Source organism: Sulfitobacter mediterraneus, assembly GCF_016801775.1.
GTDB classification, from domain to species: domain Bacteria; phylum Pseudomonadota; class Alphaproteobacteria; order Rhodobacterales; family Rhodobacteraceae; genus Sulfitobacter; species Sulfitobacter mediterraneus_A.
In genome coordinates, this window is the sequence record NZ_CP069004.1 from 593,348 (window position 1) to 619,250 (window position 25,903).

Sequence of the window (25,903 nt, forward strand, 5' to 3'; positions counted from 1 at the left end):
CTTGAACAAAGGGGGTGCCGCAAGGTATAGCCCCCCAAAGCGATATAACACCAAGGGGCTTGGATATGCGCAGAGTAGTTGTAACCGGTTTGGGTTTGGTCACGCCGCTGGCAGATGGCGTAGAGGAAAGCTGGAGCCGTATTCTGGACGGTCAGTCCGGCGCGGGCCCGATTACGGGGTTTGATGCGAGCAATCTGGTCACGCAATATGCCTGCGAAGTGCCATTGGGTGATGGCAGTGACGGCACGTTTGACGCTGGCAAATACATGGAACCCAAGGAACAGCGCAAGGTAGATACCTTTATCCTGTTTGGCATGGCCGCTGCGCAGCAAGCTGTTGAAGACAGCGGCTGGATGCCGACGGACGTTGAAGATCTTGAGCGCACGGGCGTATTGATCGGATCCGGCATTGGTGGTTTGAACTCCATCGCCAACACCGCCGTGATGATGAAAGAAAAAGGTCCGCGCAGGGTCAGCCCGTTCTTTGTGCCGGGTGCCTTGATCAACCTGATCTCGGGGCAGGTGTCGATCCGTTATGGGTTTAAAGGGCCAAACCATTCGGTTGTGACGGCCTGTTCCACGGGCGCACATGCCATTGGCGATGCCAGCCGTCTGATCATGCTGGGCGATGCGGATGTGATGGTTGCAGGCGGTGCGGAAGCGGCAATTTGCGAGATTGGCATTGCCGGTTTCAACGCCTGCAAGGCGCTGTCGACCAAACGTGGCGATGATCCCAAATCCGCCAGCCGCCCCTATGACGCGGACCGCGACGGTTTTGTCATGGGTGAGGGCGCGGGCATTGTGGTTCTGGAAGAATACGAACACGCCAAGGCGCGTGGCGCGAAGATCTATGCCGAGGTCTTGGGCTATGGACTGTCGGGCGATGCCTATCACATCACCGCGCCATCCGAAGATGGTGAAGGCGGCGAGCGGTCCATGCGGGCGGCGTTGCGCTCTGCCGGGCTGGAGCCGAAAGACATCGACTATATCAACGCGCATGGCACCTCGACCATGGCCGACACCATCGAATTGGGCGCTGTTGAGCGGATGATGGGCGCGGATGCGGGCAAGGTCACGATGTCTTCGACCAAATCTGCAACGGGCCACCTTCTTGGTGCGGCGGGCGCAATTGAGGGGATTTTCTCCATCCTTGCGATCCGTGATCAGGTCGCACCGCCAACGATCAACCTTGATAACCCCGCGGTGGAAACGCCCATTGATCTGGCCCCGAACAAAAAGGTCGAGCGCGAGATCAATGTGGCGCTGAGCAACTCGTTCGGCTTTGGTGGCACCAACGCAAGCGTTCTGTTCGGGAAAGTCAAATAATGTGGCGACACATTGCGTCTAACGCGGTCACGTTCCTGTCAGTTCTGTTGTTCCTTGTCGGGGGCGTGATCCTCTGGGGCAAGGGCCAGTATCAGGCCGAGGGTCCGTTGACGCAGGCCATCTGCCTGCAGGTCGAGCGCGGGTCGAACATGCGCAAAGTGAGCCGGAGCCTTGCGGAGCAAGGGGCGGTGAGTTCTGCGGCGATTTTTCGGATCGGATCGGATTACCAAGAGAAAACTTCCCAGCTCAAGGCGGGCAGCTTTCTGGTGCAGCCGGGCACGTCGATGGCGGAGATTGTCGATGTGATCACCAAGGGCGGAGCCAGCACTTGCGGCACCGAAGTGGTGTACCGGATCGGCATCAACCGGGTATCGGTGCAGGTCCGCGAGTTGGACCCAAACACGAACCGGTTTGTGGAACGGGTGGAGTTCACGCCCGGCGCGGATGAGGTTCCTGAGCTGTTTACCCAGACCACTGCCAAGGGTGACACGCGGTTTCGCATTGCGATAGCCGAAGGTGTGACCAGCTGGCAGGTGGTTGAGGCGCTGAAGGGGATTGAGGTGCTGGATGGCGAGATTGCAACGCAGCCGCCTGAAGGATCGCTGGCACCCGACAGTTATGAGGTGCGGCCCGGCGATGATCGGGCTGAGGTGATTGCCCAGATGCAGGATGCGCAAGAGCTGTTGGTTTCTGCCGCATGGGAGGCGCGTGATCCGGATTTGCCAATTGAAACGCCTGAGGATCTGTTGATCCTTGCATCGATCGTGGAAAAGGAAACCGGCGTGCCAGAAGAGCGGCGGCAGGTGGCCAGTGTTTTTGTGAACCGTCTGAACCAGGGCATGCGTCTGCAAACCGACCCGACGGTCATTTACGGCATCACCAAGGGGCAAGGCATCTTGGGGCGCGGCTTGCGCCGGTCGGAGCTGCGCAAGGCAACCCCTTGGAATACCTATGTGATTGAAGGCTTGCCCCCGACGCCAATTGCCAACCCCGGACGAGCCAGCCTGATGGCGGCAGCGCAGCCGGATGAGAGCCCGTTCATCTTTTTCGTGGCTGATGGTACGGGTGGACACGCCTTTGCCGAGACCTTGGATGAGCACAACCGCAACGTTGCGAAGTGGCGCGAGATCGAAGCGGAGCGCGGTGCAGCGGCAGCGGGCAATGCCTCGACGGGTGGGAACTAGGCGCGTGCGACCGCTTTGGCGTGCGTTTGGGTAAGGTGTTGTTAACACTGTTATTCTTGACTTTGCGCACGGTCTGAACTATAGATTTTGTCACGCTAGCAGACGTGAATGAACGGCCCCGAGGGACACCTCGAGGGCCGTTTTGCGTTTGATTGGTCGGGAATTCCTTACAAGAGGTTTGCGCGACAATGACAGTAATCACCCCGGACGAAGAAATTGCGCATGGTGTTGAGATCCTTGACGCCTTGCGGGCCGCAATTCGGGTGTTGCGGCAAGAGATCGAAGGCCAGGCACAAACGGCCCGATCTGGGGAGGATATCGACAAAACACAGATGGCGAAGCACCTGCGCGACATGCAGGGGCTGGTGACGCAATGCACAAAGGCGGAGATGTTTCTGAATGACTGTAGAAATCGACAAGCGGGGATCGCAAGGGCAGGCCATGCCCTCGATCTGGAGCAAGCAAGGGCTGACATCGGGTGCAAGCTGGATCGCTTGCGCAGATGCGGCGGTGCAAGCCGAGTTTCTGGATGATCTGAATGCGGGGGAGTTGATGGCGCTGCCCTATTTGTTTGAGTTCTGGGCGATGCCGCATCAATTGCCGCCAGAGGGCGCGTGGCGCACATGGGTTGTGCTGGGTGGACGCGGGGCGGGCAAGACCCGCGCGGGCGCGGAATGGGTGCGCAGCATGGTTGAGGGGGCGCGGCCTTTGGATAAGGGGCGGTGCCGGCGCGTGGCCTTGGTGGGCGAAACGATCGAGCAGGTGCGTGAGGTGATGATCTTTGGTGACAGCGGCATTCTGGCCTGTTCGCCAGAGGATCGCAGGCCCGACTGGGAGGCCACGCGCAAGCGGTTGATCTGGCCGAATGGCGCGGTTGCCACGGTGCATACGGCGCATGACCCTGAAGGGCTGCGCGGACCGCAGTTTGATGCCGCCTGGGTGGATGAGCTGGCCAAGTGGAAGCGCGGGCAGGAGGCTTGGGACCAGTTGCAATTTGCGCTGCGGCTTGGGGATGATCCGCGGGTCTGCGTGACGACGACGCCGCGCAATGTGGATGTCTTGAAAAAGCTGCTCAAATCCCCGTCGACGGTACAGACCCATGCGCCGACGGAGGCGAATGCAGCCAATCTGGCAAGTTCTTTCATGGAAGAGGTGCGGGCAAGGTATCGCGGCACGCGGATGGGACGGCAAGAGCTGGACGGGGTGTTGTTGTCTGATGCGGAAGGCGCGCTGTGGACCAGCGAGATGTTGGAGCAAGGCCGTCTTGAAGCCCCGCCTGAGTTTGACCGGATTGTTGTCGGGCTTGACCCCTCCATCAGCAGCGGTGCAAGCGCCGACGAATGCGGGATCGTCGTGGTCGGCGCGACGACGCAAGGGCCAGTGCAGGATTGGCGGGCGGTTGTCTTGGCAGATTGTACGGTGCAGGGGGCCAGTCCGGGCGCATGGGCCAAGGCCGCCATTGCCGCGATGGAGCGGTTTGGCGCGGACCGTCTGGTGGTGGAGATCAACCAGGGCGGGCAGATGGTCAGCGAGGTTTTGCATGGCGTGGATCCGATGCTGCCCATCAAGGCGGTGCATGCCAGCCGCGGCAAGGCAGCGCGGGCAGAACCGGTGGCCGCCCTTTATGAGCAGGGGCGGGTGCGCCACCTGCGCGGGCTGGATGCCCTAGAGGACCAGATGTGCCGGATGACGGCGCGGGGCTATGAGGGTGGCGGCAGCCCGGACCGGGTGGATGCGCTGGTCTGGGCCATTCATGAGCTGATGATCGCGCCTGCGGCCAAGTGGCGGGCACCGGGGGTGCGGACCTTGTGAGGGCAGTCTGTGCGGCGGGTGCCGCGCAGGAGTTTTTCTTGCCAAATGAAGTGGGGGGGAGGCGCGAAACGAGGTGTTGCGCCAAGCGGCGCACGGTCTGGTTTCGCGGTCTTAACCTTTTGTTGGCAGGTTCTGTTTGCGCCGGTTGGGGCAGAGCGAATGAGGAGTGACGTGATGGTTTTGGATTTCCTGCGGCGCGGGGCGGCGGCAGAGGCACCGGCGCAGAAGGCATCGGCCACAGGTCCGGTTGTGGCCTATCAGACCTCGGGCCGGGTTGCCTGGAGCCCGCGTGACACGGCGAGCCTGACGCGGACCGGGTTTTGCGGCAATCCTGTCGGGTTCCGGTCGGTCAAACTGATTGCGGAGGCGGCGGCGGCCTTGCCTTTGGCGGTGCAGGATAAAGCGCATCGCTACGAGGCGCATCCGATTGCCGACTTGCTGGCACGGCCCAATGGGGCGCAGGGGCGGGCCGAGCTGCTGGAGGCGCTATATGCGCAGTTGCTCTTGAGCGGCAATGGCTATGTCGAGGCGGTGGGGGATACCGGGGTTCCGGCAGAGCTGCATGTGTTACGCTCAGACCGGATGTCGGTGGTGCCGGGGGCGGATGGCTGGCCGATGGCCTATGAATATGCTGTTGGCGGGCGCAAGCACCGGTTTGATCTGCGGGGTGGCCGCGATGCGATTTGCCATATCCGTAACTTCCATCCGCAGGACGATCACTATGGCTTTAGCCCGATGCAGGCCGCGGCGATGGCGCTGGATGTGCATAATGCTGCATCGCGTTGGTCAAAAGCCTTGTTGGACAATGCCGCCCGGCCGTCGGGGGCGATTGTCTACAAGGGCGCGGAAGGTCAGGGCAAGCTGAGCGAAGATCAATATGACCGGCTGGTGAGCGAGATGGAGAGCCATCATCAAGGCGCGCGCAATGCAGGGCGACCGATGTTGCTGGAGGGCGGTTTGGACTGGAAGCCCATGGGCTTTTCCCCCTCCGACATGGAATTTCAGAAGACCAAGGAGGCGGCAGCGCGGGAGATTGCTTTGGCCTACGGGGTGCCGCCGATGCTGATCGGGGTGCAGGGGGATGCGACCTATGCCAACTATCAGGAGGCCCATCGCGCGTTTTACCGTTTGACCGTGCTGCCACTGGCGACGCGTGTCACAGCGGCCCTGGGGCATTGGTTGTCCGGCCTTTCCGGCGAGATCGTGGAGGTCAAGCCGGATCTGGATCAGGTGCCCGCCCTGTCAGCGGAGCGGGATGCGCAATGGGCGCGGGTGGCACAGGCGGAGTTTCTGAGCCAGGCTGAAAAGCGCCGGATGCTGGGGCTGCCTGCGGTGGTGGCCGATGAGTGAGCTTCCGGCATATGAGCGGTTTGAATGCGCACCGGGGCTGCGGTTGCAAGCGCATGAACGGGTGAGCGCGATCCATCATGAAAACCTGCTGCGCCGGCTGGACCGTCTGGAGGATATGATGGAACGGATGGAACGGCGGCTTTGGCTGACGGTTTACGGGGTGGTTGCGGTGATCCTGGCGCAGGCGGTGCAGAGCTTTCTGGTGGTCACGCCTTAAGGCGCAAAATTCTGAGGAGTTGTCATGGAATATGATGCAATACGCTTTGGCTGCGGGCCAGAGCACGGGGAGACTTTGCCCGCTGAACGGTGTGGGCTTGAACGCAAGTTTGCGCGGTTTGGCAGCGCTGAGGTGGTCGAAGGCGGCGTGCAGGTCAGCGGATATGCCAGCCTGTTTGATGCGGCAGACCAAAGCGGCGATGTGGTGCAACGCGGCGCCTATGCGCAGAGCTTGAAGGGGCTGCGGGAGGCGGGGCGCAGCGTCAAGATGCTGTGGCAGCATGATCCGTCCGAGCCCATTGGCGTTTGGGATGAGGTGCGCGAGGACGCCCGCGGCCTCTGGGTCAAGGGGCGTATTCTGGACAGCGTGACCAAGGGCCGCGAAGCCGCTGCACTGATTGCGGCGGGTGCGATTGACGGGCTGTCGATTGGCTATCGCACTGTAAAGTCCAGCAAGACGGCCAAGGGGCAGCGTCTGTTGGCGGAGTTGGAGCTTTGGGAGGTGTCATTGGTGACCTTTCCGATGCTGCCGAATGCGCGGGTCGCCGCGAAAGCGGAAGACAGGCAAAGCGCTGCGGACATGCGGCAAATGGCGGGGATCTTTGAAGGGGCGCGGCAAGATCTGCGCCGGATGAGGCAACAAGGGATCGAGGGAAACAAATGAGCGAGAGCAAGACGATGGGCGGCGATCTGCCCCCGGCGGAGGAAGTGCGGCAGGCCGTGAATGGGTTTGTCACGGAATTCAAAGGCTTCCAGTCCGAAATCGAAACGAAACTGCAACAAACAGAAGAGCGAATGACCATGTTGGACCGCAAGATGACACTGCCTGCACGCACCCCGCTGAGCGCGGCGAATGACACTGCCGCGCCGCATCAGGTGGCCTTTCAGGCCTATCTGCGCAATGGCGATGATGATGGGCTGCGCGGGCTGGAACTGGAGGGCAAATCCATGTCCACCGCCGTCAACTCTGACGGGGGCTATCTGGTCGATCCGCAGACGTCGGACCGTGTGCAGTCTGTGCTGAACACCACGGCGTCGATCCGGGCGATTGCGGCGGTGGTTCAGGTTGAGGCGACATCCTATGACGTACTGGTGGATCATACGGATGTCGGCGCAGGATGGGCGACGGAGACAGATCCGACGGCAGAGACCAGCACGCCGCAAATCGACCGGATCACCATTGCGCTGCATGAGCTGAGCGCCCTGCCGAAGGCGTCGCAGCGGTTGCTGGATGACAGTGCATTTGACATCGAGGGCTGGCTGTCGGGGCGGATCGCGGACAAGTTTGCGCGGGCCGAGGCCGATGCCTTTATCAACGGCGATGGGATCGACAAGCCCAAGGGGATGCTCGCTCATACGGCGGTAGACAATGCCGCGTGGACCTGGGGCAATCTGGGTTATGTGCCGACGGGTCTGGACGGAGATCTGACAGCGGATGCGATCGTTGATCTGGTCTACGCCCTGGGTGCGCAGTATCGGGCCAACGGGTCTTTCGTGATGAATTCCAAGACCGCCGGTCTGGTGCGCAAGCTGAAGGACGGCGATGGCCGGTTCATGTGGTCTGACGGTCTGGCGGCGGGGGAGCCTGCGCGGTTGATGGGCTATCCGGTGTTGGTGGCTGAGGATATGCCGGATGCCACAAGTGACCAGATGGCGATTGCCTTTGGTGATTTTAACGCAGGCTACACCGTGGCGGAGCGCCCTGACCTGCGCATTCTGCGTGATCCCTTTAGCGCCAAGCCGCATGTTCTGTTTTATGCGACAAAGCGTGTTGGCGGCGATGTGAGCGATTTTGCGGCCATCAAGCTGTTGAAATTTGGTCTGGTGTAAGCCGGAGCCAAAAGCGGGGCCGGGGCATTTGCCCCGGTCCGGGCGCGTAACCAATGGCCCTGCATTGCCTAGCTGTTCCCTTCCGACCAAGCGGTGCGGGCGGCCGCGCGTCCGGGCACCAGATCGGTTGTGCCAATTGCGATTTTTCGGAGAATTTCCATGATGTTGATCGAAGAGACACCTGTCGCGGATGCGGCCTTGCCGGTGGAGGCCTTCAAGGCGCATTTGCGGCTTGGCAGTGGCTTTGGTCAGGACGGGTTGCAAGATGTGGTGTTGCTATCCTTTTTGCGCGCTGCCTTGGCGGCGATTGAGGCCCGCACTGGCAAGGCATTGTTCACACGGGGGTTCGTGTGGACAGTGAGCCATTGGCGCGACGACGCGGCGCAACCGCTGCCGATTGCGCCGGTTTCTGCACTGTCCCAGGTGACGGTGATTGCGGGCAACGGGACCGAGATTGCGGTTGGTCCGGCGCTTTACTGGTTGGAGCAGGACATGCATCGCCCGCGTTTGCGCAGCACCGGAACGGCGTTGCCGGGTATTCCGACGGGCGGCTCTGTACGGCTGCGGTTCGAGGCGGGTATGGCCGCAGAATGGGCGGATTTGCCGCCGGACATGCAGCAGGCCGTCCTGATGTTGGCGGCACATTATTATGAGTATCGCAATGACACCGGGCTGAGCGAGGGCTGCATGCCCTTCGGCGTCAGCAGCTTGATCGAGCGTTATAAATCCATCCGCATCGGGGCAGGCGCATGAGCATGCCGGTTTTATCCCATGCCCTGATCCTTGAAGGGCCTGAGCGGGTGAGTGATGGCGCGGGAGGCTACACGGAGGGCTGGGTCGCCCTTGGCACGCTTTGGGCGCAAATCACCGCCCGCACGGGCAGGGAAACAGCGCAGAGCGGTGCGCCGGTGAGCCGGGTGTCGCACAAGATCGTGGTGCGCGGTGCACCCTATGGCAGCCCGGATCGGCCCAAGCCGCGGCAGCGTTTGCGCGATGGCGAGAGGATCTTTGTCGTTCAGGCGGTGGCCGAGTGGGACGGCGCGGGGCGCTACCTGACCTGCTTTGCCGATGAGGAGGTGGTGGTATGAGCTTTGCACTTTCCGGGCCGTTGCAGGCCGCGATCTATGACGCGTTGCGCGGTGATCCGGCGTTGACGGCGCTGGTGGGCGATGCGGTTTATGACGCGGTGCCTTCGGGTGCGTTGCCGGAGCTTTATGTTCGGCTGGGCAGTGAAACGGCTGAGGACGCCTCCGACTGCAGCGGCGCAGGCGCGGTGCATGTGGTCACGGTTTCGGTGATCACGACGCGGCCGGGGTTTGCGGACGCCAAGGCGGCGGCGGGCGCGGTCAGCGATGCATTGCATGAGGCGGATCTGGCGCTGAGCCGGGGACGGTTGGTGGGCCTGTGGTTTGAGAAGGCCAAGGCGCACCGGATCGACGCGGTATCTGCGCGGCAGATTGATATGCGGTTTCGGGCAAGGGTCGAAGACGGCTAGGGCCGCCCATCGGAAAATTCACGGACAATCACAGGAGATACGACATGGCTGTTCAAGCAGGCAAAGACCTTTTGGTCAAAATCGATATGACAAGTGACGGGCAGTTCGAGACCGTCGCAGGCCTGCGGGCCACGCGGATCAGCTTCAACGCGGAAACGGTGGATGTGACCGCGCTTGATAGCGAAGGGGGTTGGCGCGAGTTGCTGGTCGGGGCGGGCGTGCGATCTGCAGCAATCAGCGGGTCAGGTGTGTTCCGCGATGCGGGTACGGATGAGCGGGCACGGCAGTTGTTCTTTGATGGGCTGACGCCGGATTTTCAGATCATCATCCCCGATTTCGGCGTGGTGCAGGGCCCGTTTCAGGTGACGGCGCTGGAATATGCTGGGGCGTTGAACGGCGAGGCTACTTATGAGCTGAGCTTGCAATCGGCGGGCATGCTGACCTTTACCGCAGATGTGGTGGTGGTCTGAGCATGGCGAACCGGTGGCGCGGGGAAGTGGCCCTGACGGTCAATGGCCAGCGCCACCTGGCGCGGCTGTCTTTGGGCGCTTTGGCGGCGTTGGAGGAGACGCTGGAGGTCGGATCGCTTGTGGCGCTGGTCGAACGGTTCGAGACGCGGGCGTTCTCAAGCCGTGATGTGCTGGCGCTTTTGGGAGCTGGGTTGCGCGGCGGCGGCGCCGCGATCAGCGATACTGAATTGGCAGAGGCAGAGATCGAGGGCGGCCCTGTTGCGGCGGCGAAGGCGGCAGCAGAGTTGCTGGCGCGCGCCTTTGTGGTGCCGGAGTGAGCGAGCCAGTGGCATGGCCTGCGTTGTTGCGGGCCGGGTTGCACCAACTGGGGTTGGCGCCGGATGTGTTCTGGAACCTGACCCCGGCAGAGCTGCAGGTGATGCTGGGTAAGGCCGGATCGCGCCAGCCCATGACGCGGGACGGGTTGGACGCCTTGATGGATGCCTATCCTGACCAAGCAAAAGGAACACAAGATGGCGGATGAAAACAGCTTTGATCAGTTGAACGGCAAGGCGGCCGGGCTCAACGGGACATTGGCGCAGACCAGTGTGCTTGTCAGCGGTTTCGACAGCGAGCTGCGCCGGATGCGGGTGTCCTTGGCGGCGACGGGCAAGGATATGGCGACGATGGAGCGTGGGCTGAGCCGGGGATTGCGCAAGGCGTTTGATGGCGTGGTGTTTGACGGCATGAAATTGACCGATGCGTTGCGCAGTGTGGCGCAGACGATGGCGAACACCGCCTACAACGCTGCGATCAAGCCGGTGACGCAGCATATTGGAGGTCTGATTTCACAGGGCGTGGGTGCGTTGGTCCAGAATGTTCTGCCGTTTGAGCAGGGCGCGCCGTTTTCGCAAGGGCGGGTCATCCCATTTGCGCGAGGCGGCGTGGTGAGCGCGGGGCGTGTGCAAAGTGGTGGCGGCGGCATCGTGGCCGGGCCCACCCATTTCCCGTTGCGTGGCAGCTATGGGTTGATGGGGGAAGCGGGACCGGAGGCGATTATGCCACTGGCCCGCGGCGCGGACGGGAAGCTGGGGGTGCGTGGCGGCGTGGGCGGCGGCGATGTGCATGTGGTGATGAACATCACGACGCCTGATGTTCAAGGATTCCAGCGATCCCAGAGCCAGATCGCGGCGCAGATGAGCCGGGCACTTTCTGTTGGCAAGAGAAACCGCTGAGCGAGGGAACAGCCATGACATTTCACGAAATCAGATTTCCGGCCAGCCTCAGTTTTGGGTCCGTGGGTGGGCCGCAGCGGCGCACCGATGTGGTCACGCTTGCCAATGGATTCGAAGAGCGCAACACCCCCTGGGCGCATTCGCGGCGGGTCTATGATGCCGGGCTTGGCATGCGGTCGATTGATGATCTGCAGGTGCTCATCGGGTTCTTCGAGGCCCGGATGGGACAAATGCATGGATTTCGCTGGAAAGACTGGGCGGATTACAAGTCTGGCGCGGGATCGGCTGAGGTGGCTTTTGATGACCAGACCATCGGCTTCGGGAATGGCGAAACGGTCGATTTTCAGCTGATCAAGACCTACAGGTCCGGCGCACAAAGCTATGCCCGTCCGATCAAGAAACCGGTCTCTGGCACGGTGCGTGTCGGGGTTGAGCAGGACAGCCTGCAAGAGGGCGTGGACTATGAGGTGGATCTGGTCACGGGCATGGTGCGTTTTGCCCATCCGCCTGATCCGGGGATGGAGATACTGGCCGGCTATGAGTTTGACGTGCCGGTGCGGTTTGACACAGACCGGATCCTGACGTCGGTGGCCAGCTTTCAGGCCGGTCAGGTGCCCAATGTTCCCGTGATCGAGGTGCGGATCTGATGGGCGGGGCAAGGCAGGGGGTGTTGGACCATCTGGCAGGCGGGTTGACCACGCTGTGCCACGCCTGGGCGATTGAGCGGGCGGATGGCAAGACGTTTGCCTTTACCGATCACGATATGCCTTTGGCGTTCGAGGGGTTCGTGTTTGAGGCTGATGCGGGGCTGAGCGCACGGGCGATTGCCCAGACCACAGGGTTGGCCGTGGACAACACCGAGGCGCTGGGTGCGTTGAGCCATGCATCCATCCGCGAGGATGAGATCGAACAAGGCCGTTTTGACGGGGCTGCGGTCAAGGCATGGTTGGTGAACTGGCAGGATCCGGATCACCGGATGCTGAAGTTCTCGGGCAGCATTGGTGAGTTGCGGCGCATTGATGGTGCATTTCGGGCCGAGTTGCGCGGGTTGACCGAGGCGTTGAACCGGCCAATGGGGCGGGTCTATCAAAAGCCTTGCACCGCGGTTCTGGGCGATAAGAATTGCCGGTTTGATCTCAGCCAACCGGGCTATCGCGAGACCCGTGCGGTGGAGCAGATCGAGGATCGTCGCAGGCTGATCTGGGATGCCTTCGAAGGTTACGGCGAGGGGTGGTTCGAGCGGGGCCGCCTTGAGGCACTGGATGGCGCCGCGGCGGGGCTTTGGTCGGTGATCAAACATGACCGGACCAAGGACGGCAATCGGGTGATTGATCTGTGGGAGCCTTTGCGTGCTGTGCTGGCACCCGGCGACACTGTGCGGCTGATTGCGGGTTGTGACAAGCGATTGGAGATTTGCCGGCTCAAATTCGACAATCTGATCAACTTTCAGGGGTTCCCCGATATTCCGAGTGAGGATTGGGTGGTTGCGGTGCCGAAATCCAAAGGGGCCAACACCGGAGGGTCGCGGCGATGACAGTTCAGGGCGATCAGGTGGTTCACGCTGCAAGAGACTGGATTGGCACGCCTTATGTGCACCAGGCAGCGGCCAAGGGGGCGGGGTGTGATTGTTTGGGGCTGATCCGGGGCATTTGGCGCGAGCAATTTGGTGCAGAACCCGAAGCGGTGCCTGCCTATTCGATGGATTGGTCCGAGCCGCAAGGTGAAGAGCGGCTTTGGGCGGCGGCGCTGCGGCATTTGCGAGCCAAACCCTTGGGGGATGCAGCGCGCGGTGATGTCGTGTTGTTCCGGATGCGGCAGGGATCGGTGGCAAAACATCTGGGGCTGCAATCCGAAACTGGGGCGGACGCGCGTTTTATACATGCCTATGCGCGGCATGGCGTGACCGAAAGCCCGCTTGCAGGTCCATGGCGCAGGCGCATTGTCGCGCGGTTTGAATTTCCTCAAGGAGCCTTGTGATGGCGACATTGTTATTTTCCGCAGCCGGCGCTGCGCTTGGCGGTTCTATCGGGGGCACATTTGCGGGGCTGTCATCCGTGGCAATCGGCCGTGCGGTCGGCGCAACACTGGGACGGGTGGTGGATCAGCGCCTGCTGGGTCAGGGCGGTGAAGCGGTCGAGACTGGCAAGGTGGATCGCTTTCGCCTGACCAACGCCGGAGAGGGTGCAGCGATTGCGCAGGTTTACGGCCGGATGCGCATGGGGGGGCATGTGATCTGGGCGTCTGACTTCATCGAAACTGTCTCAGTGTCGGGGGGCGGTAAGGGCAGCAGCCCTTCGCCGGAAGTGTCCGAGTACAGTTATGCGGTCAGTCTTGCGATTGGTATTTGCGAAGGTGAGATCACCCGCATTGGCCGGGTCTGGGCGGATGGCGAAGAGGTTGCGCCAAAGGATCTGAACATGCGGGTTTATCATGGCACGGCAGACCAGTTGCCGGATCCTGTCATGGAGGCAATCGAGGGCGCGGGCCGGGTGCCTGCCTATCGCGGAACGGCCTATGTGGTTATGGAAGATCTGCCCTTGGGCCAGTTTGGCAACCGGATACCGCAGTTTTCCTTTGAGGTGATCCGCCCCGAGCAGCCGGGCGCACCGGGCTGGGAACATACCCCTGCGTTCGGCGTGCGCGGCGTCGCGATTATCCCCGGCACGGGGGAATATGAACTGGCAACCTCGCCTGTGAACTACGACCTGGGTGATGGGGTGCTGCAAAGCGCCAATGTCTCTACTCCGGCGGCAGAGCCGGACTTTGCCCAATGTGTGAATGCCGTCACTGAAGAACTGCCAAACCTTCAAGCGGCGTCGCTGGTTGTGTCCTGGTTCGGCGATGATCTGCGGTGCGGGGCGTGCACAGTGCGGCCAAAGGTTGAGCAGCTTGAAGTGGACAGCCCGGAAATGCCCTGGACCTCAGGCGGGATTGACCGGTCGGCAGCGCAGGTGATCGTGCAGGACGACGGGCGTCCGGTTTATGGCGGCACGCCCACTGATGCTTCGGTCATCGAGGCCATTCAGGCGCTGAACGCGGCGGGAAAGGCGGTGATGTATTACCCCTTTATCCTGATGGACCCATTCAAGGGCAACGAGTTGCCAGACCCCTATAGCGACAACGGGTTTCAGCCTGATCTGCCGTGGCGCGGGCGGATCACCCTGTCTGAGGCACCGGGGCGGCCGGGCAGCCCTGATGGCACGGCACAGGCGGTTTCCGAGGTCGATGCCTTCTTTGGAGCGGCGACAGCGGCGGATTTTACGGTGGAAGACGGGGCCGTGATCTATAGCGGCCCTGCAGAATGGGGGATGAACCGGTTTATCCTGCACAATGCGGCGCTGTGCCTTGCGGCAGGCGGTGTTGAGGCATTCTGCATCGGATCAGAGATGCGCGGTCTGACGCAGATCAGGGGGCCGGGAAACAGCTTTCCGGCAGTGGCGCATTTGCGCAGCCTGGCGGCGGAGGTGCGCAGCCTTTTGGGGCCAGATACCAAGCTGAGCTATGCGGCGGACTGGTCTGAATATTTTGGATACGCGCCGCAGGATGGATCGGGCGACCGTTTCTTTCATCTTGACCCTTTGTGGGCGGATCCGAATATCGATTTCATTGGCATCGACAACTACATGCCTTTGGCCGATTGGCGCGATGAGGAGGGACATCTGGATGGGCTGGATTGGGATGCGATCTATGATCTTGATTACCTGAAGTCCAACATTGAGGGCGGAGAAGGTTTCGATTGGTATTATCATTCCGAGACCGCCCGCGCAGCGCAGATCCGCACGGATATCACCGATGGGGATTATGGCGAACCTTGGGTGCATCGTTACAAGGATTTGCGCGGCTGGTGGGAGAACACGCACCACGACCGGATTGGCGGGGTGCGCGCAGCGAGCCCGACCAGTTGGTTGCCGAAATCAAAGCCGATCTGGTTCACCGAATACGGCTGCGGCGCGGTGGACAAAGGGGCGAACCAACCCAACAAGTTCCTTGATCGCAAAAGCTCTGAAAGCTTGCTTCCCCGGTTTTCCAACGGGGCGCGGGATGAGCTGATCCAGATGCAATATCTGCGGGCGATGTCGGAATATTGGACAGAGCCTGACAACAATCCGCTGTCTTCGGAATATGAGGGCCGGATGCTGGATATGTCGCGGGCCTTTGTTTGGGCCTGGGACAGCAGGCCCTATCCGTTTTTCCCGAATGATATCGAACGCTGGAGCGATGGCGAAAATTATGCGCGGGGGCATTGGATCAATGGGCGCACCTCGTCGCGCAGCTTGGCCTCAGTGGTGCGGGAGATCTGCGAGCGGGCGGGGTTGACGGCCTTTAGCACCGAAGGGCTTTACGGTTACTTGCGCGGCTATGCGGTGGAGCAGGTCGGCGATGCCCGTGCCGCGTTGCAGCCATTGATGATCCGATACGGATTTGACGCGGTTGAACGGGAAGGCGCTTTGGTGTTCCGGTCCCGCGATGGGTTGACCCCGGAGGCGATCGATGTGGGTCGATTGGCGGTGAGCGATGAGCTGGACGGTGTAACAGAGCAAAGCCGTGAGGCCGAGGCCGAAGTGTCCGGGCGGGTGCGTTTGCGTTTTGTGCAGGCGGATGCCGATTTTGATGTGATCGCGGAGGAGGCCGTTCTGGCCGATGAGGCGACCCATGCGGTCACGGGGTCGGAAATGAACATGTCCCTGACGCGCAGTGAAGGGCGCCAGATTGCAGAGCGTTGGCTGACCGAAGCGCGGGTGGCGCGGGAGACCTTGCGCCTTGCGTTGCCGCCGTCGCGGATGGATCTGGGCGCGGGTGATGTGATCGAACTGCCCGGTCAGGGCAATGAAGGCGCGGGGCGATACCGCATTGATCGGGTTGAACAATCCCTGACACAACTGGTGGATGCTGTGCGCATTGAGCCGCAGGTTTATGACACCGCTGACCTGAGTGAGGGTCCCGTCCCAATCAAGCCATTTGTTGCGCCGGTTCCGGTGATCTCGCACTTTCTGGACCTGCCATTGTTGCGTGGCGATGAAGTGCCCCATGCGCCACATATCGCCATCACGGCGGATCCCTGGCCGGGGGCGGCGGCGGTGTTCCAGTCGGGCGTGGATGCCGATTATACGCTAAACAGCCTGATCCATGCCCGCGCCACCATCGGCATAACCAAGACGGCGCTGCCCGCAGCCTGTGCCGGGGTGATGGATCATGGGCCGGTCTTGGAGGTCAAGCTGATCTCTGGGCAACTGGAGACTGTGCAGGCGCAAGCCCTTCTTAGCGGGGCAAATACGGCGGCGATTGGGGATGGTACGCCCGGCAATTGGGAGATCTTCCAGTTCGCCGAGGCAGAGTTGATCGGGCAGGACACCTATTGGCTGCGCGGACGGCTGCGGGGGCAGGCGGGGTCTGATGCGCTGATGCCGGAGGTTTGGCCGGAAGGGTCGGTTTTTGTCCTGCTCGACGGTATCCCAAAACAGATTGAGCTGAGCCCGAACCTGCGCCGCGTTGCGCAACATTTCCGGATCGGACCGGCGGGGCGTGGATATGATGATCCGTCGTATCGGCATGTGGAGGTCGCATTTGACGGCAACGGGCTGCGCCCCTTCAGCCCCTGCCATCTGCGCGTTGATTTGCAGATGGGCGGCGACGCCCGACTGGAATGGATCAGGCGCACTCGGATAGGGGGGGATGGCTGGGAAGCGGCAGAAGTGCCACTGGGCGAAGAAAGCGAATCCTATCTGGTGCAGGTGCGCAAGAACGGCGCGACATTGCGCCAAGAGATCGTAGCTCAGCCAAATTGGACCTATTCAGCCGCTGCACAGTCCGCGGATGGGGCGGTGCGCCCCTTTGATGTTCAGGTGGCGCAAATCTCGGCGACCTACGGGGCAGGGCTTTTCGCGGCGGTGGTGGTTTCTGCATAATGCGCCGCGTGCTTTGGTCGGATGTGACTGCTGCGGCGCGGGCGGTGATGGCGGCAAGACCTGATCGCCGGGAAAGCTTTGCCACGGCATTGATTGTGCAGGCCAGCCATGCGGACAAATATACGCGCCGGCTGCGCCGCGATCATCCCGAATGGGGCAATGGGACGCTGTTGGCGGCGGCACAAAAACACGCCTTGGCCGCCGAGCGCAGTTTTGATGATCGCGATTATGCAAAGTGTTGCCTGGTGGTTCTGACCGCGTTGAGCCGCTTTCGGGCAACAAAAAACTTGTAAGTAGAACTTTCATGACCACATGATTTTATGTGCCACATCACAGATTTGCGTTTGGGCATCAGATGTTGCATGGGCTAGGGTAGAGCCAACAAAGGACGGATATTATGGCTGAACTGCGCACAAAAATTGCACCTATGGACCCTGTTTGGGACCAGATCCAGAAAGAGGCACAGCAAGCTGTGTCGGACGAGCCCCTGATTGGCGGGTTTGTGCATGCCTGTATTCTGCACCACCAGTCTATCGAAAAGGCTCTGTCTTACCGGATCGCGGCCAAGCTTTCGTCGAATGAAATGTCGATGATGGTTGTGCGCGAGATGGTTGAAGAAGCCTATGCCGAGAACCCCGAGCTTATTCAGGCCGGGCGGGCCGATCTGGTGGCGATCTATGAACGCGACCCGGCGTGCCACAGATTGCTTCAGCCGATTTTGTACTTCAAAGGCTATCAGGCGGTGCAGGCCTACCGCGTCGGGCATCACCTTTGGCAAAAAGGCAAGCGCGACCTCGCCTATTTTGTGCAGATGAGGGTGAGCGAGATCTTTGGCGTTGATATTCATCCGGCGGCGAAAATCGGGCGCGGCATCATGATAGACCATGCCCATTCCATCGTGATCGGCGAAACTGCCGTGGTTGGAGACAATGTGTCGATGTTGCATTCGGTCACTCTGGGCGGGACGGGCAAGGAAGAAGAGGACCGGCATCCGAAGATTGAAGATGGTGTTCTGATCGGAGCCGGTGCCAAGGTTTTGGGCAATATCACTGTGGGCCATTGCAGCCGCATTGCGGCAGGGTCTGTGGTGTTGGAGGCTGTGCCGCCGTGCAAGACCGTTGCGGGAATTCCGGCGCGGATTGTGGGCGAGGCGGGCTGTGATCAACCGGCGGTGTCGATGAACCACATGCTGGGACCGCAGGACTGATTACCTGTCCGAACGCCGTATTAAGAATTGAAAAAGCCGGGGAAACCCCGGCTTTTTGTTTGATTTATGCCATCCCTGCGGGCTGGCGATGAGGGGCTGGCGGCCCCTCATGCTCCCCGCGAGTATTTGGGGCCAAAAAGGGATCAGGCCAGCATGGTCATCGGCGCTTCGAGATTGTCTTTGATTGCGTTGAGAAGATTGGCCCCCAGCGCACCGTCAATCACCCTGTGATCTACAGACAGCGTCACGGACATCACGGTGGCCACGGCCATTTCGCCGTCTTTGCCGACGATGGGTTTCTTGACGCCAGCGCCAACCGCAAGGATGGCGCCGTGGGGCGGGTTGATCACCGCGTCAAAGTTTTCGATGCCGAACATGCCCAAGTTGGATATGGCAAAGCTGCCGCCTTGATATTCATGGGGGGCGAGTTTGCGATCCCGGGCACGGGCAGCGAGGTCTTTCATTTCCGCTGAGAGGGCCGAAAGCGATTTCATCTCGGCGTCTTTCAGGACCGGGGTGAACAGGCCACCTTCGATGGCGACTGCGACTGCCACGTCCGATGGCTTGAGCCGCAACGTGCGATCACCGGCCCAGACCGAATTGGCCTCGGGCACCTGTTGCAGGGCCAGAGCGCAGGCCTTGATGATGAAATCGTTGACCGACAGTTTGATGCCGCGCGGCTCAAGCTGTTTGTTCAGATCGGCGCGGAAATTCATCAACGCATCCAGTTGGATATCGCGGCGCAGATAGAAATGCGGGATGCTTTGTTTGGCTTCGGTCAGGCGGGCGGCGATCGTCTTGCGCATTCCGTCGAGTTTGACCTCTTCGAATTCGCGGCCTTCGTAGATCTTCAGCACGGCGTCCGTGGACGGGCCTTGCGCGGCGGCGGCTGGCGCTGCCGGTGCGGCGGCGTCTGCAGCAGGTTTGGCCGCTGGAGCATCAGAGGCGGAAAGCCCTTCAACGTCGGACTTGACGATGCGGCCATGGGGGCCGCTGCCGGTGACATTGGCCAGATCCAGCCCCTTGTTCGCGGCGATGCGCCGGGCCAGCGGGGAGGCAAAGATGCGCGTGCCATCGGCGCCTTTGGGGGCGGCGGGGGCGGGTGCCGCTGCAGCGGGAGCGGCGGTTGCGGCAGGCGCGGCATCAGGCGTTGCGGAGGGTTCGGCCTCTGCCTTGGGGGCAGGAGCGGCGGAGCCGATGTCATCGGCGCTTTCTCCGTCTTCGAGCAGAACCGCGATGGCGGTGTTTACCTTGACGCCTTCGCTGCCTTCGGGGATCAGGATCTGGCCGATGACACCTTCGTCCACGGCTTCGAATTCCATGGTGGCTTTGTCGGTTTCGATCTCGGCCAGCAGATCGCCGGAGGAGACGGTATCGCCTTCCTTAACGAGCCATTTGGCCAGCGTGCCTTCTTCCATGGTGGGGGACAGGGCGGGCATGAGGATTTCTGTGGGCATCGGGCCGCTCCTTATTTGTAGGTTACTTTTTTCACGGCTGCGATGACCTCTTCGGTGGTCACCAGTGCGTGTTTTTCAAGGTTGGCGGCATAGGGCATGGGCACGTCCTTGCCGGTGCAGTTGATCACCGGTGCGTCGAGGTAATCAAACGCCTCCTGCATCACCACGGAGGAGATGTAGCTGCCGACAGAACCCTGCGGCCAGCCTTCTTCGACGGTGACCAAGCGGTTGGTTTTCATCACGGAATTGATGATCGCGGGGGTGTCCATCGGGCGCAGGGTGCGCAGGTCGATGACCTCGGCGTCGATACCCTCTTCGGCCAGTTTCTCGGCCGCTTCCAATGCGTAGCTCATACCGATGCCAAAACTGACGATGGTTACGTCCTTGCCTTCCCGCCAAATGCGGGCCTTGCCGAATGGCACGGTGTGATCGTCGATGTCCGGCACATCAAAGCTGCGGCCATAGAGGATCTCGTTTTCGAGGAAGATCACCGGGTTGGGGTCGCGGATCGCGGTCTTCATCAGACCTTTGTAGTCCGAGGCCGAATAGGGCATCGCGACCTTGAGGCCGGGCACCTGCATGTACCATGCGGCGTAGTCCTGGCTGTGCTGGGCGCCGACGCGGGCCGCCGCGCCATTGGGGCCGCGGAAGACCATGGGCGCACCCATCTGGCCGCCGGACATATAGAGCGTCTTGGCGGCGGAGTTGATGATATGGTCAATCGCCTGCATGGCGAAGTTGAAGGTCATGAATTCGACAATGGGACGCAGACCGCCAAAGGCTGCGCCTGTGGCGATTCCGGCAAACCCGTGTTCGGTGATCGGGGTGTCGATCACACGCTTTTTGCCAAACTCGTCCAGCATTCCTTGGGAGATTTTATAAGCGCCTTGGTATTCGGCCACCTCTTCGCCCATCAGGAATACATTTTCATCGCGGCGCATCTCTTCGGACATGCCGTCGCGCAGGGCTTCGCGGACGGTTTGTTGTTTCATCGGCGTGCCTTCCGGCCAATCCGGTGTCAGGTCCACTTTGGGCGCTTCGGGCGCGGATTGCGCGGCGGCAGGGGCGGGCGCGGCCTCTGCCGGGGCTTCGGCCTTGGCTTGAGGCGCAGGGGCAGATGCGGCGCTGTCGATGTCTTCAACGCTTTCGCCATCTTCGAGAAGCACGGCAATCGCGGTGTTGACCTTGACCCCTTCGGTGCCTTCTTCGATCAGGATCTTGCCGATGGTGCCTTCGTCCACGGCTTCAAATTCCATGGTGGCCTTGTCGGTTTCGATCTCGGCAAGGATATCGCCGGACGACACGGTATCGCCTTCCTTGACCAGCCATTTGGCCAGCGTGCCTTCTTCCATGGTGGGCGAGAGGGCGGGCATGAGAATTTCAGTAGCCATCTATCAAGCCTCCTGCGGGATTTCTGTTGCGTAAATATCTGTCCAAAGTTCCTCAAGCGCTGGCTCGGGGCTGTCTTTGGCAAATTCCGCGCTTTCGTTCACGATGGCCTTGATCTCTTTGTCGATGGATTTGAGATCGTCCTCGGTGGCGTGTTTGCCGGTCAGCAGCAAGGCGCGCACAGCTTCGATCGGATCACGTTCTTCGCGCATTTTCTGGACCTCTTCGCGGGTCCGGTATTTCGCGGGGTCGGACATGGAGTGGCCGCGATAGCGGTAGGTTTTGACCTCAAGGATGTAGGGCCCTTCGCCTGAGCGGCAGTGCGCAACGGCCTTTTCACCAGCCTCTTTGACGGCCAGAACATCCATGCCGTCCACAGCTTGACCGGGGATGCCGAACGCCTTGCCGCGCTCGTATATCTCGGCAGAGGAGGTGGAGCGTTGCTGCGAGGTGCCCATGGCGTATTGGTTGTTTTCGATCACGAAGATACAGGGCAATTTCCACAGGGCGGCCATGTTGAAGGTTTCATAAACCTGACCCTGGTTTGCCGCGCCATCACCGAAGTAGGTGAAAGTGACACGGCCATTTTCCTTGTATTTGTCGGCAAAGGCGAGGCCCGCGCCCAGGGGCACCTGCGCTGCGACGATACCGTGGCCGCCGTAGAAATGCTTCTCTTTCGAGAACATGTGCATGGAGCCACCCTTGCCCTTGGAATAGCCACCCTCGCGGCCCGTCAGCTCGGCCATCACGCCGTTGGGGTCCATGCCGCAGGCCAGCATGTGACCGTGATCGCGGTAGGATGTGATGCGCTTGTCGCCTTCCTCTGCGGCGGCCTCAAGGCCAACCACAACGGCCTCCTGGCCGATATAGAGGTGGCAGAAACCACCGATCAAACCCATGCCGTATAATTGACCGGCCTTTTCTTCAAATCGGCGGATCAAAAGCATGTCACGATAGTATGCTTTGAGCTCCTCCGCTGAGACATTGGGTTTCTTACTAGGTTTCTTCGCTGCCATGGGCATGTCCTCCGTCTGCGCAGATCAGATGTCCGCAGATAGTTTAGCGTTAAACTATCTTCTAATGGATTCGAGAACATAATGGTAGTGAGATTTGACGTTGGGGCAAGAAGTCACACCCAAAAACCACCCAAATGTGGTCAAATCGTTGATTTTAGCGGATTACAATCTCGTCTGAGCGGATCATACCAAGCACCTTACGGGCCTGTTCGTCCAAAAGATCAAGGTCGAGGTAATCATCTGACATACGTTTGGTCAGGTTTTCCATCCTCGCCACATCGGCGCGTACCCCATCCAGCTGTGCCCGAAGATCCTGCGTTTCGGCGAGGATTTCCGCCCGGCGGAAGAGGCCAAAGTCACCCTGCACAGCGGCAAAGGTGAAATACAGGCTCAACGCGAAAGCGATGGCGAAAAAGAACAGCGTGCCAAAGGCCGGGCGTGCGGTGCGGGTCATTCTATCTGCCTCAAATCGTCTCTTGATGGACGTAAAGGCAATATGACACAGGTGATTCGCCGTGTGAATCCCCCCGTGCCCTATTGTTCAGGTAAATTTTCCGAATTGCCCGCAGCGTGGCCTTTTTACCCGTTTCGGGTGAAGCCTTCCCGTTTTCAGGCGGAAAGCGCCGCAACCCCCGGCAATTCCTTGCCTTCCATCCATTCCAGAAACGCGCCGCCCGCGGTGGAGATATAGGTGAAATCCTCCGCGGCACCCGCCTGGTTCAGCGCGGCAACGGTGTCACCGCCACCAGCCACGGAAATCAACGCGCCATCGCGGGTCTGCCGCGCGGCGGTTTTGGCGGCGGCAACGGTTGCGGTATCAAAAGGTGCAATCTCGAATGCGCCCATGGGGCCGTTCCAGATCAGGGTTTTCAGCCCTTCAAAGGCGGCAGCGGTCACTGCGATGCTGTCTGGCCCTGCGTCCAGAACCATCTGATCTGCGTCAAGTTTGGCGTCGGGGCCAAGCTGAACAACTTCGTGATCGGCACCTGCCGCAAATTCCCGCGCAACCAGCCCATCAACAGGCAGGATCACCCGGCACCCGGCCTTATCGGCCTGCGCCATGATGTCTTTGGCGGTGTCGAAAAAATCTGGCTCCTGCAAAGACGCGCCCAAATCCGCGCCGAGGGCGGCGAGAAAGGTGTTGGCCATGCCGCCGCCGATCACCAGCACATCAAGGCGATTCACGAGATTTTCCAGCAGTTCGATCTTGGTGGAGACTTTCGCCCCGCCCACAACAGCGCCAACCGGGCGCTCTGGCGTGGCAAGGGCGGCCTCAAGCGCGCTGAGCTCGGCCTGCATCAACCGGCCCGCGCAGGCAGGCAGCAGTCGCGCCAGCGCCTCGGTCGAGGCATGTGCGCGGTGAGCGGCGGAAAAGGCGTCGTTGCAATAGACATCGCCAAGGCCGGACAGGCGGCGGGCAAAGTCGTGATCATTGGCCTCTTCACCGGGGTAAAAGCGAATGTTCTCCAAAAGCAGCACATCTGCCGCGTCGGCCTCTGCCGTCAGGTTCTCCGCACCTTCCAGCGTTTCGATCAATACAACCTTGCGGCCTAGCGCATCGTTCAACGCGGGCAGCACCTGCGCAAGGCTCATCTCAAGGTTCACGCGGCCCTTGGGGCGGCCAAAGTGGGCGATCAGCATCGGTTTGCCGCCTTTGGCCAGAATATCGGTGATTGTCGGAACGATACGTTCAATCCGCGTGGCATCTGTGACCACGCCATTTTCCACCGGAACATTGATATCCACCCGCACCAGCACCCGTTTGCCTGACAATTCCATGTCATCCAGCGATTTCCAGCCCATGTGATACTCCTGTCCTTTGGTTTGGCCCCGTGTTTTGCCTTTCTGGGGCCTCAGGTCAATGCAGCAGCTTGGCAATTGCGCTTATCCAACCTAGTTAGAGGCAAACCAGTTTAAAGGAGCGCGGCATGGCCGAGATCAAAGACCCAGAAAACACCATCCTGATGGAGCTCAAAGGCGGCACTGTCGTTATCGAGCTGTTGCCCAAGGTGGCCCCAAAGCACGTAGAGCGGATGAAAGAACTGACCCGCGCGGGCAAATACGACAACGTGGCCTTTCACCGGGTGATCGACGGCTTCATGGCGCAAACCGGCGACGTGGAACACGGCAACATCGAAAAAGACTTCAACCTGCGTCTGGCAGGCACGGGCGGTTCCGATCTGGGCAATGTTCCGGCTGAATTTTCCAAGGTGCCACATGCACGCGGCTCCATCGGCGCGGCGCGCTCTGCCAATCCGGACAGCGCCAACAGCCAGTTCTTTATCAACTTCAAAGACAACGACTTCCTCAACGGTCAATACACCGTTTACGGTCAGGTCATTTCCGGCATGGAACATGTCGATGCGATCAAACGGGGCGAGCCTGCACCGGAGCCGGACCGCATGATCAGCATGAAGGTGGCTGCGGATGCGTAAGTTACTTGCAGGTGCTTTTGCGTTTGCCCTGATGGGCACGGCGGTCGGGGCCACCGGCCTGAAGATCGAGATCGAGGGCGAGGCCAATGGCACCGTGATGATCGATCTGCTGGAGGACGTCGCGCCCCAGCACGTGGAGCGGATCACCACCTTGGCCGAGGCAGGCGCCTATGACGGCGTGGTGTTTCACCGGGTGATCGACGGCTTTATGGCGCAAACCGGTGACGTGCAGTTTGGCCGGGAAGGCGGCGATCTGGGCCGTGCAGGCATGGGCGGCTCTGATATGCCGGATGTGCCAGCGGAATTTTCCGATGTGCCCTATGACAAGGGCGTTGTGGGCATGGCCCGCAGCCAGAACCCGAACAGCGCCAACAGCCAGTTCTTTATCATGTTTGACGCCGGTCACTTTCTCAACGGGCAATACACCGTTGTGGGCCGCGTGACCGAAGGGCAGGACGTGGTGGATGCGATCAAGCGCGGCACCGGCGGCAATGGTGCGGTGGTCGGCACGCCCGATCTGATGCGCAAAGTGACCGTGACCGAGTAACGCCGCCCTTCATCATTGATCAAGATTGCGTGGGGCCTGCTGGATTGCGGGCCCCATTTGCGTCAGGGTGGGGCATGATCAAAGCTTTGACCGCCGCCCTCGCTTTTTGTCTGTCCTTGGCCGCTGCCCATGCCAGCCCTGAGTTCTGGCGCAGTGAATGGCCAGACACGGATTTCGGAAACACTTCGGTGGACAGCTGGGCCGAGATCCTTTCGGGCGGGCCGCCCAAGGATGGCATTCCTGCGCTGGATGCCCCGCAATTTGTCCATGCCAGCAAGGAAACCCGGATCGCGGACCGCGAGCCGGTGATCACCGTGGTCCTGGACGGGCATCCGGCGCGGGCCTATCCGATCCGGTACCTCACCTGGCATGAGATCGTGAATGACCGCATTGGCGGATCACCTGTGACGGTGACCTTCTGCCCGCTGTGCAATTCGGCCATGGTGTTTGATGGCCGGGTGCGGGGGCGGGTGCTGACCTTTGGCGTCACAGGCAAGCTGCGCAATTCGGATATGGTGATGTATGACCGCGAAACCCAAAGCTGGTGGCAGCAGGCGCAAGGCGTTGGGATCGTGGGTGAATTGACCGGTGCAGAGCTGCGCCAGTTGCCAAGCTGGATGGAAAGCTGGGCGGAATTCAAGGACGCGCATCCGCAGGGGCTGGTGATGGCCGAACCGAGCTATCCGCGCGATTATGGCCGCAATCCATATCGTGGTTATGACAGCCTGACGCGGCCCTTCCTTTATTCCGGTGACCCGCCGCCCCATGGCATTCCGGCGCTGGAACGCGTGGTGCGGGTCGGCAATCGCGCCTGGCCCATGACGCGGCTAGCCGAAGCGGAGCAGTTGACAGAGGCCGGTGTGACAATCAGCTGGCGGGCCGGGCAGGCCTCCGCCCTCGACACGGCCCAGATCGCCAAGGGCCGCGACGTGGGCAGCATCCGTGTGCAGGACGGGCAGGGGCGTGATCTGGCCCATGATGTGATGTTTGCCTTTGCCTTTCACGCCTTCTGGCCGGATGGCACTTGGATGCTGGGGCGGTAGGGGCGCA

The 25,903-nt window shown here is 61.0% G+C and carries 28 protein-coding genes; 23 read left to right on the plus strand and 5 right to left on the minus strand.

What is annotated here, in order from left to right:
• Window positions 1–65 precede the first annotated feature (65 nt).
• From fabF to cysE, 20 genes are all read left to right on the plus strand, one after another.
• Complete coding sequence (gene fabF / locus JNX03_RS02850; protein ID WP_203210952.1) at window positions 66–1,325, plus strand: beta-ketoacyl-ACP synthase II; 1,260 nt, start codon at window positions 66–68, stop codon at window positions 1,323–1,325.
• On the plus strand, window positions 1,325–2,509 hold the full coding sequence (gene mltG, locus JNX03_RS02855; RefSeq protein ID WP_203210953.1) for an endolytic transglycosylase MltG: 1,185 nt from the start codon (window positions 1,325–1,327) through the stop codon (window positions 2,507–2,509). Before fabF ends, mltG begins: the two co-directional genes overlap by 1 nt.
• A 585-nt stretch (window positions 2,510–3,094) precedes the next feature.
• Window positions 3,095–4,321 carry a DNA-packaging protein gene (locus tag JNX03_RS02860; protein WP_231024169.1) on the plus strand — a complete coding sequence of 409 codons (1,227 nt, stop codon included), beginning with the start codon at window positions 3,095–3,097 and terminating at the stop codon, window positions 4,319–4,321.
• A gap of 174 nt (window positions 4,322–4,495) precedes the next feature.
• On the plus strand, window positions 4,496–5,671 hold the full coding sequence (locus JNX03_RS02865) for a phage portal protein (protein ID WP_203210954.1): 1,176 nt from the start codon (window positions 4,496–4,498) through the stop codon (window positions 5,669–5,671).
• Window positions 5,664–5,888, plus strand: a complete 225-nt coding sequence (locus JNX03_RS02870) for a GTA head formation protein, RCAP_rcc01685 family (protein WP_203210955.1) — start codon at window positions 5,664–5,666, stop codon at window positions 5,886–5,888. Before JNX03_RS02865 ends, JNX03_RS02870 begins: the two co-directional genes overlap by 8 nt.
• Window positions 5,889–5,912: 24 nt before the next feature.
• Window positions 5,913–6,551: an HK97 family phage prohead protease gene (locus JNX03_RS02875; RefSeq protein ID WP_203210956.1), complete on the plus strand. Its 639-nt coding sequence runs from the start codon at window positions 5,913–5,915 to the stop codon at window positions 6,549–6,551.
• The gene (locus JNX03_RS02880; RefSeq protein WP_203210957.1) at window positions 6,548–7,717 is read left to right on the plus strand and encodes a phage major capsid protein; all 1,170 of its coding nucleotides are present in this window, start codon (window positions 6,548–6,550) and stop codon (window positions 7,715–7,717) included. The genes JNX03_RS02875 and JNX03_RS02880 overlap by 4 nt, the downstream gene beginning before the upstream one ends.
• Before the next feature lie 159 nt (window positions 7,718–7,876).
• Entirely contained in the window at window positions 7,877–8,470 is a 594-nt protein-coding gene (locus tag JNX03_RS02885) for a head-tail connector protein (protein ID WP_203210958.1), read from the plus strand.
• The gene (locus JNX03_RS02890; protein ID WP_203210959.1) at window positions 8,467–8,805 is read left to right on the plus strand and encodes a head-tail adaptor protein; all 339 of its coding nucleotides are present in this window, start codon (window positions 8,467–8,469) and stop codon (window positions 8,803–8,805) included. Before JNX03_RS02885 ends, JNX03_RS02890 begins: the two co-directional genes overlap by 4 nt.
• Window positions 8,802–9,212, plus strand: coding sequence for a DUF3168 domain-containing protein (locus JNX03_RS02895; RefSeq protein WP_203210960.1), 411 nt, complete (start codon window positions 8,802–8,804; stop codon window positions 9,210–9,212). The genes JNX03_RS02890 and JNX03_RS02895 overlap by 4 nt, the downstream gene beginning before the upstream one ends.
• Before the next feature lie 44 nt (window positions 9,213–9,256).
• Entirely contained in the window at window positions 9,257–9,682 is a 426-nt protein-coding gene (locus JNX03_RS02900; protein WP_120505133.1) for a phage major tail protein, TP901-1 family, read from the plus strand.
• A gap of 2 nt (window positions 9,683–9,684) precedes the next feature.
• A complete protein-coding gene (locus JNX03_RS02905; protein WP_203210961.1) occupies window positions 9,685–9,999 on the plus strand; it encodes a gene transfer agent family protein in 315 nt (104 codons plus the stop codon).
• Window positions 9,996–10,205, plus strand: a complete 210-nt coding sequence (locus JNX03_RS02910; RefSeq protein ID WP_231024128.1) for a rcc01693 family protein — start codon at window positions 9,996–9,998, stop codon at window positions 10,203–10,205. The genes JNX03_RS02905 and JNX03_RS02910 overlap by 4 nt, the downstream gene beginning before the upstream one ends.
• Window positions 10,195–10,896 (plus strand): phage tail tape measure protein, encoded by a 702-nt coding sequence (locus JNX03_RS02915; protein WP_203210962.1) that lies wholly within the window; start codon window positions 10,195–10,197, stop codon window positions 10,894–10,896. The genes JNX03_RS02910 and JNX03_RS02915 overlap by 11 nt, the downstream gene beginning before the upstream one ends.
• A gap of 14 nt (window positions 10,897–10,910) precedes the next feature.
• Window positions 10,911–11,543 carry a DUF2460 domain-containing protein gene (locus JNX03_RS02920; protein ID WP_203210963.1) on the plus strand — a complete coding sequence of 211 codons (633 nt, stop codon included), beginning with the start codon at window positions 10,911–10,913 and terminating at the stop codon, window positions 11,541–11,543.
• Window positions 11,543–12,430, plus strand: a complete 888-nt coding sequence (locus JNX03_RS02925; protein ID WP_203210964.1) for a DUF2163 domain-containing protein — start codon at window positions 11,543–11,545, stop codon at window positions 12,428–12,430. Before JNX03_RS02920 ends, JNX03_RS02925 begins: the two co-directional genes overlap by 1 nt.
• Window positions 12,427–12,873: an NlpC/P60 family protein gene (locus JNX03_RS02930; protein ID WP_203210965.1), complete on the plus strand. Its 447-nt coding sequence runs from the start codon at window positions 12,427–12,429 to the stop codon at window positions 12,871–12,873. Before JNX03_RS02925 ends, JNX03_RS02930 begins: the two co-directional genes overlap by 4 nt.
• Entirely contained in the window at window positions 12,873–16,802 is a 3,930-nt protein-coding gene (locus JNX03_RS02935) for a baseplate multidomain protein megatron (RefSeq protein WP_203210966.1), read from the plus strand. The genes JNX03_RS02930 and JNX03_RS02935 overlap by 1 nt, the downstream gene beginning before the upstream one ends.
• On the plus strand, window positions 16,802–17,095 hold the full coding sequence (locus JNX03_RS02940) for a hypothetical protein (RefSeq protein WP_203210967.1): 294 nt from the start codon (window positions 16,802–16,804) through the stop codon (window positions 17,093–17,095). Before JNX03_RS02935 ends, JNX03_RS02940 begins: the two co-directional genes overlap by 1 nt.
• 104 nt (window positions 17,096–17,199) lie before the next feature.
• A complete protein-coding gene (gene cysE, locus JNX03_RS02945) occupies window positions 17,200–18,009 on the plus strand; it encodes a serine O-acetyltransferase (protein WP_203210968.1) in 810 nt (269 codons plus the stop codon).
• Between the two features lie 143 nt (window positions 18,010–18,152).
• Here the strand turns inward: cysE and JNX03_RS02950 are convergent, their stop codons facing one another.
• The 5 genes from JNX03_RS02950 to JNX03_RS02970 all read right to left on the minus strand — a co-directional run bounded on the left by JNX03_RS02950 (window position 18,153) and on the right by JNX03_RS02970 (window position 23,674).
• Complete coding sequence (locus JNX03_RS02950; protein WP_203210969.1) at window positions 18,153–19,466, minus strand: pyruvate dehydrogenase complex dihydrolipoamide acetyltransferase; 1,314 nt, start codon at window positions 19,464–19,466, stop codon at window positions 18,153–18,155.
• Window positions 19,467–19,477: 11 nt separating this feature from the next.
• Complete coding sequence (locus JNX03_RS02955) at window positions 19,478–20,857, minus strand: pyruvate dehydrogenase complex E1 component subunit beta (protein WP_203210970.1); 1,380 nt, start codon at window positions 20,855–20,857, stop codon at window positions 19,478–19,480.
• Between the two features lie 3 nt (window positions 20,858–20,860).
• On the minus strand, window positions 20,861–21,871 hold the full coding sequence (pdhA, locus tag JNX03_RS02960) for a pyruvate dehydrogenase (acetyl-transferring) E1 component subunit alpha (protein ID WP_203210971.1): 1,011 nt from the start codon (window positions 21,869–21,871) through the stop codon (window positions 20,861–20,863).
• A gap of 154 nt (window positions 21,872–22,025) precedes the next feature.
• Window positions 22,026–22,325, minus strand: coding sequence for an FtsB family cell division protein (locus tag JNX03_RS02965; RefSeq protein WP_025048324.1), 300 nt, complete (start codon window positions 22,323–22,325; stop codon window positions 22,026–22,028).
• A 155-nt stretch (window positions 22,326–22,480) separates the two neighbouring features.
• Window positions 22,481–23,674 carry a phosphoglycerate kinase gene (locus JNX03_RS02970; RefSeq protein ID WP_203210972.1) on the minus strand — a complete coding sequence of 398 codons (1,194 nt, stop codon included), beginning with the start codon at window positions 23,672–23,674 and terminating at the stop codon, window positions 22,481–22,483.
• Between the two features lie 125 nt (window positions 23,675–23,799).
• On the opposite strand from JNX03_RS02970, the gene JNX03_RS02975 reads away from it, so the two are divergent.
• The 3 genes from JNX03_RS02975 (at window position 23,800) to JNX03_RS02985 (ending at window position 25,896) form a co-directional block, all read left to right on the plus strand.
• The gene (locus tag JNX03_RS02975; protein WP_203210973.1) at window positions 23,800–24,306 is read left to right on the plus strand and encodes a peptidylprolyl isomerase; all 507 of its coding nucleotides are present in this window, start codon (window positions 23,800–23,802) and stop codon (window positions 24,304–24,306) included.
• Window positions 24,299–24,853: a peptidylprolyl isomerase gene (locus JNX03_RS02980; RefSeq protein ID WP_203210974.1), complete on the plus strand. Its 555-nt coding sequence runs from the start codon at window positions 24,299–24,301 to the stop codon at window positions 24,851–24,853. Before JNX03_RS02975 ends, JNX03_RS02980 begins: the two co-directional genes overlap by 8 nt.
• A gap of 74 nt (window positions 24,854–24,927) precedes the next feature.
• Window positions 24,928–25,896 (plus strand): DUF3179 domain-containing protein, encoded by a 969-nt coding sequence (locus tag JNX03_RS02985; protein ID WP_203210975.1) that lies wholly within the window; start codon window positions 24,928–24,930, stop codon window positions 25,894–25,896.
• Window positions 25,897–25,903 lie beyond the last annotated feature (7 nt).

Bases quoted from the DNA above. Each gene is read 5' to 3' on its own strand.
- fabF (WP_203210952.1), top strand. From the start codon at position 66: ATGCGCAGAGTAGTTGTAACCGGTTTGGGTTTGGTCACGCCGCTGGCA.
- mltG (WP_203210953.1), top strand. From the start codon at position 1,325: ATGTGGCGACACATTGCGTCTAACGCGGTCACGTTCCTGTCAGTTCTG.
- JNX03_RS02860 (WP_231024169.1), top strand. From the start codon at position 3,095: ATGCCGCATCAATTGCCGCCAGAGGGCGCGTGGCGCACATGGGTTGTG.
- JNX03_RS02865 (WP_203210954.1), top strand. From the start codon at position 4,496: ATGGTTTTGGATTTCCTGCGGCGCGGGGCGGCGGCAGAGGCACCGGCG.
- JNX03_RS02870 (WP_203210955.1), top strand. From the start codon at position 5,664: ATGAGTGAGCTTCCGGCATATGAGCGGTTTGAATGCGCACCGGGGCTG.
- JNX03_RS02875 (WP_203210956.1), top strand. From the start codon at position 5,913: ATGGAATATGATGCAATACGCTTTGGCTGCGGGCCAGAGCACGGGGAG.
- JNX03_RS02880 (WP_203210957.1), top strand. From the start codon at position 6,548: ATGAGCGAGAGCAAGACGATGGGCGGCGATCTGCCCCCGGCGGAGGAA.
- JNX03_RS02885 (WP_203210958.1), top strand. From the start codon at position 7,877: ATGATGTTGATCGAAGAGACACCTGTCGCGGATGCGGCCTTGCCGGTG.
- JNX03_RS02890 (WP_203210959.1), top strand. From the start codon at position 8,467: ATGAGCATGCCGGTTTTATCCCATGCCCTGATCCTTGAAGGGCCTGAG.
- JNX03_RS02895 (WP_203210960.1), top strand. From the start codon at position 8,802: ATGAGCTTTGCACTTTCCGGGCCGTTGCAGGCCGCGATCTATGACGCG.
- JNX03_RS02900 (WP_120505133.1), top strand. From the start codon at position 9,257: ATGGCTGTTCAAGCAGGCAAAGACCTTTTGGTCAAAATCGATATGACA.
- JNX03_RS02905 (WP_203210961.1), top strand. From the start codon at position 9,685: ATGGCGAACCGGTGGCGCGGGGAAGTGGCCCTGACGGTCAATGGCCAG.
- JNX03_RS02915 (WP_203210962.1), top strand. From the start codon at position 10,195: ATGGCGGATGAAAACAGCTTTGATCAGTTGAACGGCAAGGCGGCCGGG.
- JNX03_RS02920 (WP_203210963.1), top strand. From the start codon at position 10,911: ATGACATTTCACGAAATCAGATTTCCGGCCAGCCTCAGTTTTGGGTCC.
- JNX03_RS02925 (WP_203210964.1), top strand. From the start codon at position 11,543: ATGGGCGGGGCAAGGCAGGGGGTGTTGGACCATCTGGCAGGCGGGTTG.
- JNX03_RS02930 (WP_203210965.1), top strand. From the start codon at position 12,427: ATGACAGTTCAGGGCGATCAGGTGGTTCACGCTGCAAGAGACTGGATT.
- JNX03_RS02935 (WP_203210966.1), top strand. From the start codon at position 12,873: ATGGCGACATTGTTATTTTCCGCAGCCGGCGCTGCGCTTGGCGGTTCT.
- JNX03_RS02940 (WP_203210967.1), top strand. From the start codon at position 16,802: ATGCGCCGCGTGCTTTGGTCGGATGTGACTGCTGCGGCGCGGGCGGTG.
- cysE (WP_203210968.1), top strand. From the start codon at position 17,200: ATGGCTGAACTGCGCACAAAAATTGCACCTATGGACCCTGTTTGGGAC.
- JNX03_RS02950 (WP_203210969.1), bottom strand. From the start codon at position 19,466: ATGCCCACAGAAATCCTCATGCCCGCCCTGTCCCCCACCATGGAAGAA.
- JNX03_RS02955 (WP_203210970.1), bottom strand. From the start codon at position 20,857: ATGGCTACTGAAATTCTCATGCCCGCCCTCTCGCCCACCATGGAAGAA.
- pdhA (WP_203210971.1), bottom strand. From the start codon at position 21,871: ATGGCAGCGAAGAAACCTAGTAAGAAACCCAATGTCTCAGCGGAGGAG.
- JNX03_RS02965 (WP_025048324.1), bottom strand. From the start codon at position 22,325: ATGACCCGCACCGCACGCCCGGCCTTTGGCACGCTGTTCTTTTTCGCC.
- JNX03_RS02970 (WP_203210972.1), bottom strand. From the start codon at position 23,674: ATGGGCTGGAAATCGCTGGATGACATGGAATTGTCAGGCAAACGGGTG.
- JNX03_RS02975 (WP_203210973.1), top strand. From the start codon at position 23,800: ATGGCCGAGATCAAAGACCCAGAAAACACCATCCTGATGGAGCTCAAA.
- JNX03_RS02980 (WP_203210974.1), top strand. From the start codon at position 24,299: ATGCGTAAGTTACTTGCAGGTGCTTTTGCGTTTGCCCTGATGGGCACG.
- JNX03_RS02985 (WP_203210975.1), top strand. From the start codon at position 24,928: ATGATCAAAGCTTTGACCGCCGCCCTCGCTTTTTGTCTGTCCTTGGCC.